Source organism: Mycolicibacterium aromaticivorans JS19b1 = JCM 16368 (genome assembly GCF_000559085.1).
In the GTDB taxonomy this organism is placed as follows: Bacteria; Actinomycetota; Actinomycetes; order Mycobacteriales; family Mycobacteriaceae; genus Mycobacterium; species Mycobacterium aromaticivorans.
The window spans coordinates 5,098,733-5,115,010 of sequence record NZ_JALN02000001.1 but is presented as its reverse complement, the minus strand read 5'-3'; the positions used below and the strand labels follow the sequence as shown (position 1 = coordinate 5,115,010).

Below are 16,278 nucleotides of genomic sequence, written 5' to 3'. Positions count from 1 at the left end.
AGCCCTAGCGGAACACCCCGGGCAGGCTGAGCGCCGACAACGTGTCGTCGTTGAGGGGGTTGTCGTGGACCATGTACGTCCAGGTCGAGGTCGGGCGGGCCAGCTTCGACAGATCCAGGCCCTGCTCCTCTTCGAGGATGTTGGCGGTCTCAAAGGTCTGCTGGGCGGCCTCGATGGCGTCGGCGGCCAGGTGCGCGAACGCGTCGACGGCCATCCGGTGGAACTCGTCGAGCGGGTTCTGCCTGCCCAGCGCGCGCAAGTGGATGCTCTCGCGGATGTCCGCCAGGTAGGCCAGGTGGTCGGCCCAGCCGCGGTCCAGGTGGAACAGCATGATCTGGCGGCAGATCGTCTCGAGCTGGTCGTCGCCGGATGTCTCGGCCAACTCCTCGTACCGGTCGGGCGAGAGTTCCTTGAGTTCGTTGCGCGCTGCCGGCGTGCTCAGCAGGGTGTTGCGGCGCTCGACGATGATCGCGCGCTGCTGGGCGATGAGCTGGTTGTAGCGCCACGTGTTGGCGTGGACGTCGAGCAGCCGGCCTTCGGCCACCCGCTGGGCGTGGTCCAGCAGGGCGCCGGCCTTGGGGCTGGTGATCCGGCCGGTCTCGTCGGCGTCGGTGGGCAGCTTGCCCTCGTCGAGGTGCGCGACGACGACGTCGTCCTCCCAACTGGCGAAGAACACCGACGAGCCGGGGTCGCCCTGCCGGCCTGCGCGCCCGCGCAGCTGATTGTCCAGCCGCTCGGTGCGATGCCGCCCGGTGCCGATGACGTGCAGACCGCCGAGTTCGGCGACCTTGATCTTTTCGGCGGACTGATCGTCCGATTCCGACCCGCCCAACCGGATGTCCGTACCGCGGCCGGCCATCTGGGTGGATACCGTGACGGTGCCGAGCTTGCCGGCTTCGGCGATGACGGCGGCCTCTTCCTCGTCGTTCTTCGCGTTCAGCACCACCGCCGGGACGCCGCGGCGAACCAGCCGCTCGTGCAGTTCTTCGGACTCGGCGACATCGTGGGTGCCGACCAGGATCGGCTGACCGGTGGCGTGCACCTCGACGATGTGCTCCATGATCGCCTCGATCTTGGCCGCGGCGGTGATGTAGACGCGGTCGTCGGCGTCCTCGCGGATGTTCGGCGTGTTCGGCGGGATCGGCGAGACACCGAGCTTGTAGAACTGGCGCAGCTGTTCACCGGCGGCCAGCGCGGTACCCGTCATCCCGCACACCGTCGGGTACCGGTTGATCAAGGCCTGCACGGTGATGGTGTCCAGCACCTCGCCGGTTTCGGTGGTCTCGATGCCTTCTTTGGCCTCGACCGCGGCCTGCAGCCCGTCGGGCCAGCGCTGCAGGGAGGCGATCCGCCCGCGCGAGGAGTTGATCAGCTGCACGGCGCCGTCGCGGACGATGTAGTGCACGTCGCGCTGCAGCAGCACATGGGCGTGCAGGGCGACGTTCACCTCGGTCAGCGTGGTGGTGACGTGTTCCTCGGAGTAGAGGTCGATACCGCCGAGCGCGGTCTCGATCTTCTCGGCGCCGGTGTCGGTGAGGTGCACATTGCGGCTGTCGGCGTCGGTGTCGTAATCGATGCCTGCCCTCAAATCGCCGACCAGCCGGACGATTTCGACCTTCGGGGTCTCGCGGTGGGTGGTGCCGGCCAGCACCAGCGGCACCAGGGCCTCGTCGACCAGCACCGAGTCGGCCTCGTCGATCAGCGCGACGTCGGGGTTGGGCGACACCAGATCGGCGACGTCGGTGACCAGCTGGTCGCGCAGCACGTCGAAGCCGATCTCGTTGACCGAGGCGTAGGTGACGTCGCATTGGTAGGCGGCGCGGCGTTCCGGCGCGGTCGACTCGGCGGTGATCCAGCCGACCGTGAGCCCCATTGACTCGATCAACGGCGCCATCCACTCGGCGTCGCGACGGGCCAGGTAGTCGTTGATGGTCACGACGTGGACGTTGCGCCCGGCCAGTGCGTAGCCGGCGGCGGCGATGGCCCCAGAGAGGGTCTTGCCCTCACCGGTGGCCATCTCGATGACGTCACCGGCCAGCATGCGCAGCGCACCGGCCAGCTGGACATCGAATGGGCGCAGGCCCGTGGTGCGCTCCGCGGCTTCGCGGGCGATGGCCAGGAACTGCGGGATGTCGGACGACGCGGCGAGGTCGCCGAGCTCCAGCAGCGTCGCGGCCTTGGCGAGCTGCTCGTCGTCGAGGCCTTTGGCCTTGTCGTCGAACTCGGCCGAGGCGTTCACCTCAGCCGTCGAATGGGCCTTGGTCTTCTCGGTGGTGGCACCGAGCATGCGCCAGAAGCCCCGGCTGATGCGGCCGGGTCCGGCAACACTGTCCTTGCGAGTTTTCGCCACGGGTCAACGGTACCGTCGGCGCGTTGGCGGACGGCGACGCACCGGCCTCCCGCGACTTCGCCGCGCGGTCTCAAGCCGGGCGTCGCGCAACCGTGGATCCGGGACGTGACGGTTATCTTTGCTTCACGGCCCCCAGCTCAACGGGGCAGGTCTGACGACGCGCCGAAGCTCACATTTCACCAGTCATCTGACACACACGCGGGCCTTCGCCGGGATGCCGGGGTAGGTTCGCCGGGAAGCCGGCAGATCGGGCGTCGCGTGGTCGTCGCCGCAGGAGGAGAAGCGCGTTGGAGAAGTTCCACCCGTCCATGGACTGGGGACACGAGCTGGTCCCGTCCTTGATCTGGATTGCCAAGGCATGGGGCATCAGCGCCGTACTGAGTCTGATTGCGCTGTTCCTGCTGGCCCGTTATACGGTGTGGGGCCGGCAGTACTGGCGGATCACCGGGGATTACTTCAAAGGCAGGCAGAGCGTCGGGGTCTGGATCTGGATCGCCGTGCTGTTGCTCTCGACGATCATCTCGGTGCGCCTCGACGTCTTGCTCAGCTACTACAGCAATGACCTGTTCACGTCGCTGCAGGTGGCGTTCCAGGGCGCGGGCGGGGGTAACGAGGAAGTTCGCCAGTCCGGTATCCACGGATTCTGGGCGGCGCTGATTCTGTTCGGCATCCTGGCGACCATCTACATCAGCCGGGTGATGCTGGACATCTACCTGATGCAGCGGTTCATCATTCGCTGGCGGGTATGGCTCACCGACCGGCTCACCTGCGACTGGCTCGACGACCACGCCTACTACCGCACCCGCTTCACCGACAGCGACATCGACAACCCCGACCAGCGCATCCAGTACGACATCGACATCTTCACCGCCGGGGTGGGGTCCTCCCCGAACACGCCGATGATCGGCAGCTCCAGCACGCTGCTGTTCGGCGCGATCAACTCATTGGTGACGGTGGTTTCGTTCACCGTGATCTTGTGGAATTTGTCGGGTCCGCTGACATTCCTCGGCGTCACCCTGGGACACGCGCTGTTCTGGGTGGTGCTGGTCTACGTGCTGGTGGCGACGGTCATCGCGTTCTGGATCGGCCACCCGCTGATCCGGCTCAGTTTCCGCAACGAGCTCACCAACGCCGTCTTCCGCTACGCGCTGGTCCGGTTGCGTGATTCGGCCGAAGCTGTCGGCTTCTACCGCGGCGAGAACGCCGAGCGGGGCCTGCTGCGCACCAAGTTCGCCCAGATCATCGCCAACTACAAGCGCTATGTGAATCGCACAATCGCGCTGACCGGGTGGAACCTGTCGATGAGCCAGATCATCAACCCCCTGCCGCTGGTGATCCAGGCGCCTCGGCTGTTCGCCGGGCAGATCGACCTCGGTGACGTCACCCAGTCGTCGAGCGCATTCGGGTCGATCCACGACTCATTGTCGTTCTTCCGCAACGCCTACGATTCGTTCGCCTCCTACCGGGCGGCCATCATCCGTCTGCACGGCCTGGTGGAAACCAACGCCGAGGCGCGCGAGCTGCCCAAGCTGACGACAGTCACCAGCACAGACGGCTCGGTGGAACTTCGCCGGGTCGAGGTCCGCACACCCAGCGGCAGCCAGCTCGTCGATCCGATCGATCTGCGGCTGGAGCCGGGCGAGACGCTGGTCATCACCGGACCGTCGGGTGCGGGTAAGACCACACTGCTGCGAAGCCTGGCCCAGCTGTGGCCGTTCACCTCCGGCACCCTGTGCCGCCCCGAGGACGACCACACCATGTTCCTGTCGCAGATGCCGTACGTCCCGCTGGGCGATCTGCGGACCGTGGTGTCGTACCCCGCTACTTCCGGGGAGATCAGCGACGACGATCTGCAACATGCGCTGTCCAAGGTCGCATTGTCGCACTTGACGATTCGCCTCAACGAGTCCCAGGACTGGGCCAAGGTGCTGTCGCCGGGCGAGCAACAGCGCATCGCGTTCGCCCGGGTGCTGCTGACCAAACCGAAGGCGGTCTTCCTCGACGAAGCCACCTCGGCGCTCGACGAGGGTCTGGAGTTCGCGCTCTACGAGATGGTGCGCACCGAACTACCGAACACCATCCTGGTCAGCGTCAGCCACCGCAGCACGGTCGAGCAGCACCACGTCAGGCACCTGGAACTGCTCGGCGAGGGTCAGTGGCGCCTCGGCCACGTCGAGGGCAACGAGCCGGCGACCGTTTAGTCTGCGGCGCTGGCACTTTCGGCGGCAACCTTGGCAGCGTGCGTTCCGGCACGTCGCCCGAAGAAGGAGCCCTCCCCCAGCTGGGTGCCGCTGGCGTAGCCCTTGCCGTCCTGGGCGATGTTTGACGCGCACGCGCCCGCCGCGTACAGGCCCGGAATCACGCTGCCGTCGGCGCGCAATACCTCGCCGTCGACATCGGTGGCCAGACCGCCGACGGTGAAGCCGGAGTACATCGCCTTGCCCAGCGTCAGATCGAAGGCTCCCCACGGCCCCTTGTCCTGTGGCGCAAGGAATTCCGGCTGCTTGTGGAACTCCGGATCCTCACCCTTGGCGGCGTGTTCGTTGTAGTTGTTCAGCGTTTCGACGAGGTTGCCCGTCGGGATACCGAGCGCGGCCTCCATCTCCTCGACCGTCTCCCAGCCGTCGATGAAGGTGATCAGCGGGATCTCCGGGCGCTGCATGTGCGCCTCGTCGACGATCAGGTACGCCGCGCTGTCGGGCTGGTCCATCACGAAACCCGAAGTGCGCGAATGGTAGGAGTCTTCGGTGACGAACCGCTTGCCCTCCTTGTTGACGATGATTCCGGTCAGCAGGATCGACGGGGGGTAGACGGGCGCGGTGATGAAGATCTGGTCCATGTGCTTGGTGGCCCCGCCCGCCGATTCGCCGAGGCGGATACCGAGGCCGTCGTCGTAGGTGTTGCCGAGCACGAACGGCTTCTCGGCGAGCTTCGGCGTGAGCGTGGCGACCATCTCGGGATTCATCACGAAACCACCCGCGGCGATCACCACCGCCCTGGCCCGGATCGCTCCGGTCTCGGTGAACTTCTTCCACGACACGCCCACGACTGCCTCGTCGTCGACGACGAGATTCGTTGCGCCCGTTTCGTAACGGATCTGCACACCCAGCTCGGCTGCCCGCTTGAGCAGCAGGTCGATCACCATCGCCGCGCCCTGGGTGTCACCGGGAACCGGGACCTTGTGGCCACGCGGGGCGGGTACCGCCATGTTCTTGTACGGCCACACCTTCTCGTTACCGGTGAACATCAGCCCCTCGGTGTTGGGCTGGATCACCGCCTTCTCCGGGTAGTAGCTGCGCTCGAACGCGATCCCCAGCTCCTCGAGCCAGTTGAAATGTTCGACGCTGCCTTCGCAGTAGGCGCGGATCTTGTCGAGTTCGGGCTCGCGCGACACCGCGACGAGGTACTTGTACATCTCCTCAACACTGTCGGTATGCCCGGTGGCCTGCTGGACGGCGGTTCCGCCACCGAGGTAGAAGTGACCGCCGGCCATCGAGGTGGTGCCGCCGGCGACGGCGGCGCGCTCGAGCACCAGCACCCGCGCGCCGGCGGCTGCGGCGCTGACTGCCGCACACCCGCCGCCGATGCCGAAGCCGATCACCACGACGTCGACGTCGTCGGACCAGTCGGTCACATCCGAGGCGGGGACGGTCGTGGGAATGTCCAGGCCACTCATTGCTGCTCCTGTTTCACATAGTCGAAGAACGTGCGGATCTCGTCGGGGATGTAGGCGACTTCGAGGTACGGGACGCCGGCCGCGGCGGCGGACAGGTATGCGAACCGCATGCCGCCGGGCATCACACCGCGGGCGACGACCTCCGCCGACGGGCCACCGCCGGTCAGCGCGGCGTCGAACGCGTCGGTATCGGGGACCTCCACGCAGATGTGGTGCAGCCCGGGGCCGCCGTGGTCCAGGAACTCGGTGTAGATGCTCTCGCCGCGCGTCGGTGCGATGAGTTCCAGCTGGGTGTCACCGGCGTAGCTCAACGAGATGTCGGCGTGGTAGTCGGCGGGGCGGCCGCGGTGTTCGCAGGTGTCCGGCCCGAAGTGCACATCGGGCATGCGGATCCATTTCCTGGCCCCGAGCAGCGTGGTCAGCGCCGCCTCGGTGGCGTCCAGGTCGCGGGTCACCCACGCGATCTGGACAGGTGTCTGGTCGGTCATCGGTTCGAGGATATCCCCGGCCCGCCGGTGTGGCTAGAACGTGTTCTAGTTTTGCGTTCCGGCGGTCAGCAGGTCGACAGCCAGCTGCAGCTGCTCGTCGAACAACGCCCGAGGATCGGTGAAGGTGTCGCTGCCGTATTGACCGAAGACCTCGAGACTGATGGCCCCGATCATCATGGCCCAGATCGCGGTGCACCGGATCACCAGCGCATCGTCACCGGGAAAGCCGAATTCCTCCCGCACATGCATCAGGTCGGTCGACATCGGTTGAGCGGCATGGTGTTCCGTCAAGGCGATATCGCCGGTGGCCACCCCGGTGGCGACCGCGTCGAACAGCATGCCGATCACTCGGGTGCCGGGTCCGGTGGTCAGCTCGGCCGGGGCGTTGTAGCCCGGCACGGGGCTGCCGTACAGCAGGGCCCACTCGGCGGGCTGGTCCAGCGCCCAGCGGCGGATCGCGTGGGCGATGGTCGCGACGTCGGCCCGCCAGCCGCCGTCGGCGGCCACCCGCGCCTGCCCGACCGCGTCGGCGAGGTCGGAGTAGGCATCGACCAGCAGGAGGGTCAGCAGCGCATCACGGCTGGCGACATAGCGGTACACCGCCGAAGACACCATGCCCAGCTCGCGGGCGATAGCCCGCACCGACAGTCCGGCCGCGCCCACGGTCGCCAGCTGCCGGCGTCCGAGCTCGACGATCTGAGCTTCGATGCGCTGCCGCGTGTCCTCGCGTTTCCCCACGCACCGAGTCTGTCATATCCGAGATCACTGCTCTTGCTTTTCGGCGGCCTCGCTGGCATCCTCGTTTTGAGAGCACCGCTCTCCAAACTTCGAGTCGATAGGACACGTCATGAACCAGCACTACGACCGCCCGAACGCCGCCGCCCGCGCGGCCAACGCCGTCATCCGCCGGCTCGCCGAGGCTGGCATCAGCATCGCGGGCACGCGGGCGCTACGCGTGCGCGGCCGTAAATCCGGCGCGCTACAGAACGTGGTGGTCAACGTGCTGCGGGTCGGCGACACCGAGTACCTGGTCTCCCCACGCGGCAACACCCAGTGGGCGCGCAATGCGCGGGCAGCAGGCGAAGTGGAACTCGGCCCGCGTTGGCGTCGCACTCACGTCACCCTCACCGAGGTCGACGACGACGCCAAGCCGGCCCTGCTCAAGAGTTATCTCGACCGGTGGTACTGGGAGGTGAAGGGCCACATCGCCGGCCTCACACCGGACTCGACGGCCGCCGAATTGCGTTCGGCCGCACCGGTAATCCCGGTCTTCGCGCTCGCGCGCTAGTTGGCGTTGGCCTGCTCGGCGGCGGCCACGTTGACCACGTCGGCGCCGGCGCGCACCTGCTGGCTGGTGGCGACCCACGACACCGCCGCAGGGAGGTTGCCCCAGGTGCTGTTGAACAGTCCGACGATCACGGCCTTGTTGTTGTCGATCGGCATGTACACCGGGCCGCCGGAGTCGCCTTTCTGGCTGACCACGCCGTTCTCCATGGTGAACCAGCCGTTGTTGACCCGCTCGATCGATCCGCAGCTCTCGCCGGTGATCACGCCGAAGTGGCAGACCGGCTGGCCGTTGGCCATCGGCGGGGCGGCGTCGGCGACCAGCTGGCGGCCGCCGGGAAGAATGTTGTTGACCGCGACGTCGGCGGCCAGCGTGATGGTCTCGTAGTCGGAGATCACCTGGTCGGTGCGCACCACGGCGCCGTCAGGTGTGTTGTCCTGGAACGCCGACACCATGCCGATGAAGTGGCCGTCGCGATCCGTGACCGGTCCGTCGGCCCGGCAGTGACCGGCCGAGTAGGCGATGCGCGCCACCGGATCGACGTAGCCGAGGGTGCAGACATTGCTGGCCTGGCGGATCTCCATCCCGGGCGAGACGACCACACCGGGTGTGGCGTGGGCCAGCGGAGCGATGATCGCGGACGCGGCCAAGGCCGCTGCGGTGGAGACGAATCCCAGTGAAAAACGAGTCACCCTACACCCCGATCGGTCGGCGGTACGTCAAGGACGCGCCGCGGAAGTATCTCGACTGTGTATCGGCGCCGATTTCAAATCGTTACCAACGAACTATGGCGTACCCGGCGTGTCGCCGCAGGAATCGCCGCAGATGGGGTTACAAGCCGGAGTTAGGAGTCGAACCCCAGGCCCAACCGGTCAAGGGTGCGCAGGATGAGGTTGCGTTTGCCCTCGTTGTGATCGGCCCGGTCCAGCGACCACCGGGTGGCCTGAATCCCCACGCTGGCCATCGGTTCGGGCGGGAACGGCAACGGCTTGCGGTTGACCATCTCCAGCTCGGTCCGCTCAGTGGGGTGACCGTCGAGCAGATCCAGACAGACGTCGGCGGCGAACCGTGCGGCGCCGACACCCAGACCGGTGAATCCGTTGACGTAGGCGATCCGGCCTCGGCCGGCCAGCCCCCAGTGCGCACAGAACCGGGTGTTGGTGTCGATCGCGCCGGCCCAGCGGTGACTGAACCGGACGTCCTCGAGTTGCGGGAACGTGATGAAGAAATGCGCGGCAAGCTTGCGGTAGCTCTCTGGCCGGTCTTCGTACATCGAGTCGACGCGACGACCAAAGTGATAGACGGCGTCGTAGCCGCCCCAGACGATGCGGTTGTCCGCCGAGAGGCGGTAGTAGTGGAACTGGTTGGCGCTGTCGCCGATGCCCTGCCGATTGGGCCACCCGATGCGCTCCAACTGGTCGCTCGTGAGCGGCTCGGTGGACAGCACGTAGTCGTACACCGGAATCGTGTGGAACCGGTTCCGCTTCAGCAGGCTCGGAAACACGTTGGTGGCCAACACAACCTGGTCGGCCTGGAACACCCCGGCGGAGGTCTCCACCCGTATCCCCCGCTGTTCGCGTTGCACCGACGTCGCCGCGGTGTGTTCGAAGACTTCGACCCCGGCCTGCGAGCAGGCTCGGGCGAGCTCGAAGACCAGCCTGGCCGGATGGACGATCGCGCAGGTGTCGGTCGCCCACAGCCCGGCCTGATAGGTCGGCGAGGCGACCTCGGCGCGCACCGCGGCTTGAGCCAGGAACCGGCCCTCGCCGCCGTCGGCGCCCTCGGCCAGCCACTCGACCTGATGCGGTTCGGTGGCGACCGTGAGCATGCCGGTGCGCTCCCAGTCGACGTTCATGCCGTGGGCGGCGATATCAGCCTGCATGCCGTCGAGGTTGGCCAGGCCGAGCTTCTCCAGGCGGTCGAACTCGGTGGGCCAGCGCGACTTTCCGTTCTCGGCGCCGTGGGTGATGCTGGCCTCGACGAAGCCGCCGTTGCGTCCCGATGCCGCCCAACCGACCTGTTCGGCTTCGATCAGCACCACCCGCGATCCGGGGTTGCGTGCCTTCGCGTGCAGAGCCGACCACAGTCCGGCATAGCCGCCGCCGACCACAAGCAGGTCACACGTCAGGTCGCCGGACAGCCGGGGGTAGTCGGGACGGGCGACCAGTGACGAGTCCAGCCACATCGATCCGAACGCGGCGGAGCCCAGCGCCCGGGCGATCAGGGCGGGGTCGACGTCGCGGTCGAATACGGTCTGCACTCCAGCATGGTGCCATGACGGGCCGTCCTACCGGGCGAACCGTGCGAGCAGGGGCCCGACGATGGCCAGGACGAAAACATAGGGCGTGGCCAGGGTTCCCACCGCGGCGACGGTGGTCCCCGCCAGCCCGATGATCACCAGCGAGAACTCGCCGCGGGCGACCAGTGCGGTGCCCGCCCGCAGCTGGCCCGGCCTGCCGACACCGTCGCGACGGGCCGCATACACACCGGTGGCCACCTTGGTGACCGCGGTGACGACCGCCAGCAGCACGGCGGCCGGCAGCATGGGAACCAGATCGCTCGGCGCCACCGACAGCCCGATCGCCAGGAAGAACACCGCCGCGAACAGGTCGCGCAGCGGGGTCAGCACGGCGCGGGCCCGCGCCGCGGTATCCCCCGTCAGCGTCAATCCGACCAGGAACGCACCCACCGCGGCCGAGGCGTGCAGATGTTCGGCGGCAGCCGCCACCAGCAAGGTCAGTCCGAGGATGCGCAACAGGAGCTGCTCGTCGTCGGGATGGCTGATCAGCCGGCCCAGATGGTGGCCCCAGCGGTATGACGCCGCGAAAACCACCACCAGTGCGACCATCGCGGCAGCCATCCACAGCAGCGCCTCCCACCACGTGCCGCCAGCCGCCAGCACTGCCAGCAGCGGAAGATAGGCGGCCATCGCGAAGTCCTCGAGGACCAGAATCGACAGCACGGCAGGGGTTTCCCGGTTACCCAACCGGCTCAGGTCGTTGAGCAGCCGGGCGATCACGCCCGACGAGGAGATGAACGTGATGCCCGCCATCGCCAGGATGCCGACGACGTTCAGGCCGAGCAGCCAGCCGGCGATCGCGCCCGGGGTGGCGTTGAGGACGAGGTCGACGCCGGCCGACGGCAGGTGTCGCCGCATGCTGGCCGCGAACTCGCCGATGGAGAACTCCAGGCCCAGGGTCAGCAGGAGCAGCACCACGCCGATCGTGGCGCCGGACGACACGAACTCCCCCGCCGCGGGGACCGGCGCGATTCCGCCGTTGCCCAGGGCCAGTCCGGCGAGCAGGTAGAGCGGGATCGGTGACAGCGCGAACCGGCGCGCCAGGGTTCCGAGGATGGTCAGGACCGTGAAGATGACGCCGAGCTCGAGCAGTAGCGCCGCCGACACCGCCACTCAGATCATCCTTGGTCGACGATTCGACGGACTCCGGAAATGCCGTGTTCGGTGCCGATCACGACCAGAACATCGCGGGCGTGCAGCACCTGGTCGGGTTTCGGCGAGGCCAGCACCTCTTCGTCGCGCACGATCGCCACGATCGACGCGCCGGTGCGGGTGCGGGCTTTGGTATCGCCGAGCGGCCGGTCGACGAACGGTGACCCCGCCGCGATCTCGACCTGGCCGGCGTCGAGGCCGGGCACTTCCTTGGTCAAGTCGGCGAAGCTCTCCACCATCCGCGGGGCACCTAGGATCTGGGCGAGCGCGTCGGCTTCCTCGTCGGTGAGGCGGAACACCGGGCGCGCTTGGTCGGGGTCGGGGGCGCCGTAGACGACGACTTCGAAATCGCCGCTGCGCCGGGCGATCACACCGATGCGGTTGCCATCGGCGTTGTCGAACTCGTACCGCAGGCCGACTCCGGGCAGCAGGACTTCTTTGACCTCCATGGGCTCCATCCTCGATGACAGCACCGATGTTGACTAGCTTGCGGCCACCGTAGTCGCCGGTTGCGCTGCGGCGCTGGGCGCCCAGCCGGGCGGACCGAAGACGTAGCCCAGCCGGTCACGCCAGCGGCGCGCCGAGCGGACGTCGCGGGCGATCGCCGCGTACTCGTGAGTCTGCAACGTCCAGATGTTGAACGTGGTGACCGGCTTGGTGAGGCCGTAGTGCGGTCGGAACAGTTCGGGCTGGAATGTACCGAACAGGCGATCCCAGATGATCAGGATGCCGCCGTAGTTCTTGTCGAGGTACTCCGGGTCCATCCCGTGATGAACCCGGTGGTGTGACGGCGTGTTGAACACGAACTCGAAGGCCCGCGGCAGCTTGTCGATGCGTTCGGTGTGGATCCAGAACTGGTAGATCAGGCTGACCGAGAAGCTGGTGAACACCATCCACGGCGGAACACCCAACAGCGGCAACGGAATCCACATGATGATCTCGCCGCTGTTATTCCACTTCTGCCGCAGCGCGGTCGCGAAGTTGAAATACCGGCTGGAGTGGTGCGCCTGATGGGTGGCCCAGATCAGCCGGATCCGGTGGGCGGTGCGGTGGTAGACGTAGAACAGCACATCCACTCCGACGATCGCGATCACCCACGTGTACCACGTCGTCGGCGAGAGGTGCCATGGCGCGACGTAGGCGTACAGCGCGGCGTAGCCGAGCAGGGCCAGGAACTTCCAGGCGCCCATCGTCGCCACCGACATGAGCCCCATCGAGATCGAGGCCCACGCGTCGCGCGTGTGGTAGGCGCCGGACGCGGGTTGTTCGGCCTCGGTCAGCCGTTCGAGCTTGCGGGCTGCGGTCCACTCGAGGATCAGCAGCAGGAGGAAGAACGGGATCGCGAACAGCACCGGCTCACGCATCTGCGGCGGGAGAACGGACAACACTTCACCGATTCGATCCACGCGACACCTCCCGGCGGGAGTCTAACGCGATCCGGGCCCGTTGTTAGACACGGCGTCAAGAAGCCTTAGCGGAAGCTCAGCACCTCGTCGCCCCAGGCCTGCCGGATCGGCCGGTCCAGGTCGTCGACGACGCGATCCCGGCGATCGATCACCAGCGTCGCGCGGTCGCCGTCCCGATACGGCGCCCAGTGCGGCTGACCCAGCGGCACGTTCGGGTCACCGGTGGCGGCGAACGCCGTCCAGCGGGCGCGCATCCGCTCGGACAGTTCCTCGCCGGTCTTGAGTCCGCCGAGCTTGAACGTGACGTCGCGGGGACCCGAGATCAGGTTGCCCCACACATAGATCAGCTCGGTGGCGTGTGCGGCACCCAATCGGATCGTCTTGAAAAGTGGTGTGGCCCAATCGAATCGATAGAGGTAGACCGGCGCGACGGCGGTATGTCCCTCGGCAAACCACACCGTCGGCATTCGGAAGCCGACGTCGCTGGCCACCCACAGGCTGCGGGTCCGGGCCATCTTCGCCGGGTATGCCGAACTGACCTGCTCGGCGGTCGGCAGCTGCAGACCGGGCTGGTCGTTGGCCATCTCGCTGAACATCGTGCGGACCGCCTTGGGCGCGATCGGCATCAGGGGTGAGCGCATCAGCCGGAACAGTGCGGCCTCGTTCTTGTTGGTGCCGATCAGCAGCGGCACCGGGTGCGTCTTGCCGGCCCTGGCCAGCGTGACCGGGTAGTCCGGCACGAGGTCCCCGTCGACGGTCGGCGCGAACGCCAGCAACCCGGGCGTCGCGGCCGGGACGTGATCGAAAACGTGCTGTGACGCGTCCACCAGGGTCTCTACGGGGGCCCGGTGCGCCTCGGCCGCTGTCATGCCGAGCCGATCGAGGAACAGCCCGGCCATCGTGCCCGCACGCTCGGCACCGTAGATCGAAGTGGCCGGCGCGCTTTGGGCGATGGCTCTGGAAAACAGACCGGCCGCCTCCGGGACCGCCAGCAGCGTGGTGGTGATCGCGGCTCCGGCCGACTCACCGAACAACGTCACCCGGTCCGGGTCGCCGCCGAATTCGGCGATGTTGTCCTGGACCCAGCGCAGCGCGGCCAGCACGTCACGCAGCGCGACGTTGCTGTCGAACCCGGCCGAGGAGAGGTCGAGGAAGCCCAGCGCGCCGAGTCGGTAGTTGATCGTGACGACGACGACGTCGGAACCGGTGGCCAGCACGGTGCCGTCGTACATCGGCTGGCTGCCCGACCCGAAGATGTAGGCGCCGCCGTGCACCCACACCATCACCGGCTTGGGCTCTCCGGTGGCCGACGCCCCGGTCCCGGACGGCGCCCAGATGTTGAGGAACAGGCAGTCCTCGTCGGCGTGGGTGCCCAATCCCATCGGGATGGGGCTGCGCGGCTGAGGACTGACCGGACCGAACGTCGTCGCGTCGGCGACCTCGGTCCACGGCTGCGGAGGAACAGGTGCCCGCCAGCGCAGGTCGCCGACCGGCGGAGCGGCATAGCGAATGCCCTTCCACGTCGTGACCCGGCCGTCGTCGGCCCCGCGCACCGGCCCGTAGCGGGTCTGGACGACCGGGCTGTCCACGATCGGCCGCACGCTCGCGTCCGCTGTCATCGCTGTCCTCCTGCCACGTCATGCGATGTCGATGAACGACACCACCCATCCACGCTACCGACGGGTAATACGTCTGGACGCGCAGCCGCTGGTATATCCGGTCACCGCGGCGGCCGGCTATGACGGCGGCCACACCCTGTCGGCCCAGCTATCCTGACCGGCGTGCGGAAATGGGCGCTCCTGGTGGCCGCTATCACTGTGGAGGTCACCGGCACCCTGTCGCTGCGCGCGTCGCAAGACCATTCGGCATGGCTGGTTCTGGTGGTGTGCGGTTACCTCGCCTCGTTCTACTTCCTGGCGTTGGTGCTGCGGGCCGGCATGCCGGTCGGGGTGGCCTACGGCGTCTGGGGTGCGGTGGGAACCGCGGCGACGGCCATCCTGGCGGCGGTGATCTTCGGTGACCCGTTCACCGTCCCGATCGTCGCCGGGATCGGGTTGATCATCGCCGGTGTCCTGCTGGTCGAGCTTGGTTCGCGGAATCACGCCGGCGAGGAGGGCACGCCATGATGTGGCTGACGCTGGCCGGGGCCATCCTCATCGAGGTGTGCGCGACCCTGTGTCTGCGCGCCTCGGACGGCTTCCGCAAGAAGGCGTGGGTCGCACCGATGCTGCTCGGCTATCTGGTGTCGTTCACGCTGCTGTCGGTGACGCTGTCGCTGGGCATGCCGGTCGGGGTGGCATACGGCGTGTGGTCGGCGGCCGGCGTCGCGCTGATCGCGGTGATCGCCCGGGTGCTGTTCGCCGAGCCGCTGACCCCGCTGATGATGGGCGGCATCGCGCTGATCATCGCGGGCGTGCTCACGATCGAATTGACCGGCGCGGCGGGCTGAGAGCCCGGGCCAGCAGGACTGCCGCCAGCCCCGCCACCGGAACGGTCAGCAGACCGACTCGCAGCGACACGGCGTCGGCGAGCGCGCCCACGAGGATCGGTGAGCCGAGGAAGCCGACGCGCATCAGCCAGGTCAGCACTGTCAGCCCGGTGCCCGGCCGCAGTCCGGGCAGCTCGTCGGCGGCGTGCATGGCACCGGGTACCAGGGTGGCCGAGCCGAATCCGGCGGCGGCGAATCCCGCGATGGTGCCGGGGATGCTGGGGAAGGCCAGGGCGCCCGCCATGCCGGCGGCGACGATCACGCCGCCGGCCCGGGCCACCGTGCACGGCCCCCATCGGTCGGTCAGCCGGTCGCCGACGAGGCGGCCGATGAACTGGAAGCCGACCAGAGCGACGTAGCCGAACGCAGCGAGCGCCGCGGGTGCCGACAACGAATCTCGCAGATACAACGTGGCCCACGAACTGCCCGCGTCCTCGACGGCGGCACCGGCGATCGCAATGGCCACCAGCGCGGCCAATGCGAGGTGAACACTGCGGCCCGCCGGGGCCGTGGCCCGCTCGCCCGCCGGGGTTTCGATGTGGTCGTGGTCGGGACCGGGCAGCAGGTACCGGTAGGCGACCAGGCACACCGCGCTGAACAGCAGAGCGGATCCCGAGAGCTGCGCGACGCGGGGAATGCCGAGATAGATTGCGCCCGCGCCGATCAGGCCACCGAGCACCGCTCCCGACGACCACACCGCGTGCAGCGAGTTGATGATGAAGCGGCCGTACGCGCGTTGCACGCGCAGCCCGTGCACGTTCTGGGCGACGTCGGTCACCGAGTCGGCCGCACCGGCGCAGAACAGCGCGGCCGCCAGCGTCGGGCCGGTGGGTGCCAGGCCGGCGGCGATCGTGAAGACGGCGATCAGCACGCTGCCCGCGACGGCCACCACCGAGGAGCGGTACCGGCGGACCAGGGCCGCGGCGGTCACCCCGGTCAGGAGCGCACCCGCCGAGAACGCGGCCACCGCCAGACCGAACGCCGAGTTGGACAAGCCGAGATCAGCCTTGATCTCGGGGAGGCGCGGCAGCAGGTTGGCGAACAGCGCGCCGTTGGTCAGGAACAGCGCGGCGCTGGCGATTCGGGCTCGCCGATTTCGCACAGCGAGTCCGGGGCCGCCCATGTGAGGCGAGG

16 protein-coding genes are annotated in these 16,278 nt (G+C 67.9%); 5 read left to right on the top strand and 11 right to left on the bottom strand.

The genetic code is table 11. From position 1 onward, the window contains the following. Positions 1–4: 4 nt before the first annotated feature. Positions 5–2,287 carry an accessory Sec system translocase SecA2 gene (gene secA2, locus Y900_RS24390; protein WP_051660467.1) on the bottom strand — a complete coding sequence of 761 codons (2,283 nt, stop codon included), beginning with the start codon at positions 2,285–2,287 and terminating at the stop codon, positions 5–7. A 350-nt stretch (positions 2,288–2,637) separates the two neighbouring features. Here secA2 and Y900_RS24385 point away from each other — a divergent pair, with 350 nt between their 5' ends. Then, on the top strand, positions 2,638–4,551 hold the full coding sequence (locus Y900_RS24385) for an ABC transporter ATP-binding protein/permease (RefSeq protein ID WP_036344959.1): 1,914 nt from the start codon (positions 2,638–2,640) through the stop codon (positions 4,549–4,551). Here Y900_RS24385 and Y900_RS24380 read toward each other — a convergent pair. Genes Y900_RS24380 through Y900_RS24370 form a run of 3 tightly spaced genes read right to left on the bottom strand, consistent with a single transcriptional unit; the run spans position 4,548 to position 7,252 of the window. Further along, complete coding sequence (locus tag Y900_RS24380; protein ID WP_051660241.1) at positions 4,548–6,026, bottom strand: FAD-binding protein; 1,479 nt, start codon at positions 6,024–6,026, stop codon at positions 4,548–4,550. The genes Y900_RS24385 and Y900_RS24380 overlap by 4 nt on opposite strands. Further along, positions 6,023–6,514 (bottom strand): VOC family protein, encoded by a 492-nt coding sequence (locus tag Y900_RS24375; RefSeq protein ID WP_036344958.1) that lies wholly within the window; start codon positions 6,512–6,514, stop codon positions 6,023–6,025. The genes Y900_RS24380 and Y900_RS24375 overlap by 4 nt, the downstream gene beginning before the upstream one ends. 45 nt (positions 6,515–6,559) lie before the next feature. Next, a complete protein-coding gene (locus Y900_RS24370; RefSeq protein WP_036344956.1) occupies positions 6,560–7,252 on the bottom strand; it encodes a TetR/AcrR family transcriptional regulator in 693 nt (230 codons plus the stop codon). 109 nt (positions 7,253–7,361) lie between these two features. Here Y900_RS24370 and Y900_RS24365 point away from each other — a divergent pair, with 109 nt between their 5' ends. Next, positions 7,362–7,802 carry a nitroreductase/quinone reductase family protein gene (locus tag Y900_RS24365; RefSeq protein WP_036344954.1) on the top strand — a complete coding sequence of 147 codons (441 nt, stop codon included), beginning with the start codon at positions 7,362–7,364 and terminating at the stop codon, positions 7,800–7,802. On the opposite strand, the gene Y900_RS24360 is transcribed toward Y900_RS24365, so the two are convergent. The 6 genes from Y900_RS24360 to Y900_RS24335 form a co-directional block, all read right to left on the bottom strand. Next, complete coding sequence (locus Y900_RS24360; RefSeq protein WP_036344953.1) at positions 7,799–8,491, bottom strand: Rv1815 family serine proteinase; 693 nt, start codon at positions 8,489–8,491, stop codon at positions 7,799–7,801. The genes Y900_RS24365 and Y900_RS24360 overlap by 4 nt on opposite strands. 152 nt (positions 8,492–8,643) lie before the next feature. Further along, the gene (locus Y900_RS24355; RefSeq protein WP_036344952.1) at positions 8,644–10,059 is read right to left on the bottom strand and encodes an NAD(P)/FAD-dependent oxidoreductase; all 1,416 of its coding nucleotides are present in this window, start codon (positions 10,057–10,059) and stop codon (positions 8,644–8,646) included. Between the two features lie 27 nt (positions 10,060–10,086). After that, on the bottom strand, positions 10,087–11,211 hold the full coding sequence (locus tag Y900_RS24350; protein WP_036344951.1) for a cation:proton antiporter: 1,125 nt from the start codon (positions 11,209–11,211) through the stop codon (positions 10,087–10,089). A gap of 5 nt (positions 11,212–11,216) precedes the next feature. Continuing rightward, positions 11,217–11,699, bottom strand: a complete 483-nt coding sequence (locus Y900_RS24345) for a cation:proton antiporter regulatory subunit (protein ID WP_036344949.1) — start codon at positions 11,697–11,699, stop codon at positions 11,217–11,219. A 33-nt stretch (positions 11,700–11,732) separates the two neighbouring features. After that, the gene (locus tag Y900_RS24340; RefSeq protein ID WP_051660240.1) at positions 11,733–12,614 is read right to left on the bottom strand and encodes a sterol desaturase family protein; all 882 of its coding nucleotides are present in this window, start codon (positions 12,612–12,614) and stop codon (positions 11,733–11,735) included. A 107-nt stretch (positions 12,615–12,721) separates the two neighbouring features. Then, entirely contained in the window at positions 12,722–14,275 is a 1,554-nt protein-coding gene (locus Y900_RS24335; RefSeq protein WP_036344946.1) for a carboxylesterase/lipase family protein, read from the bottom strand. A 31-nt stretch (positions 14,276–14,306) separates the two neighbouring features. On the opposite strand from Y900_RS24335, the gene Y900_RS33495 reads away from it, so the two are divergent. Genes Y900_RS33495 through Y900_RS24325 form a run of 3 tightly spaced genes read left to right on the top strand, consistent with a single transcriptional unit; the run spans position 14,307 to position 15,105 of the window. After that, positions 14,307–14,432, top strand: coding sequence for a hypothetical protein (locus Y900_RS33495; RefSeq protein WP_272945560.1), 126 nt, complete (start codon positions 14,307–14,309; stop codon positions 14,430–14,432). A 5-nt stretch (positions 14,433–14,437) separates the two neighbouring features. Beyond that, positions 14,438–14,782 carry a DMT family transporter gene (locus Y900_RS24330; RefSeq protein WP_036344944.1) on the top strand — a complete coding sequence of 115 codons (345 nt, stop codon included), beginning with the start codon at positions 14,438–14,440 and terminating at the stop codon, positions 14,780–14,782. Beyond that, a complete protein-coding gene (locus Y900_RS24325; protein WP_036347693.1) occupies positions 14,782–15,105 on the top strand; it encodes a DMT family transporter in 324 nt (107 codons plus the stop codon). The genes Y900_RS24330 and Y900_RS24325 overlap by 1 nt, the downstream gene beginning before the upstream one ends. Here the strand turns inward: Y900_RS24325 and Y900_RS24320 are convergent. Beyond that, a complete protein-coding gene (locus tag Y900_RS24320; RefSeq protein ID WP_036344943.1) occupies positions 15,074–16,267 on the bottom strand; it encodes an MFS transporter in 1,194 nt (397 codons plus the stop codon). The two genes, Y900_RS24325 and Y900_RS24320, sit on opposite strands and share 32 nt — an antisense overlap. Positions 16,268–16,278 lie beyond the last annotated feature (11 nt).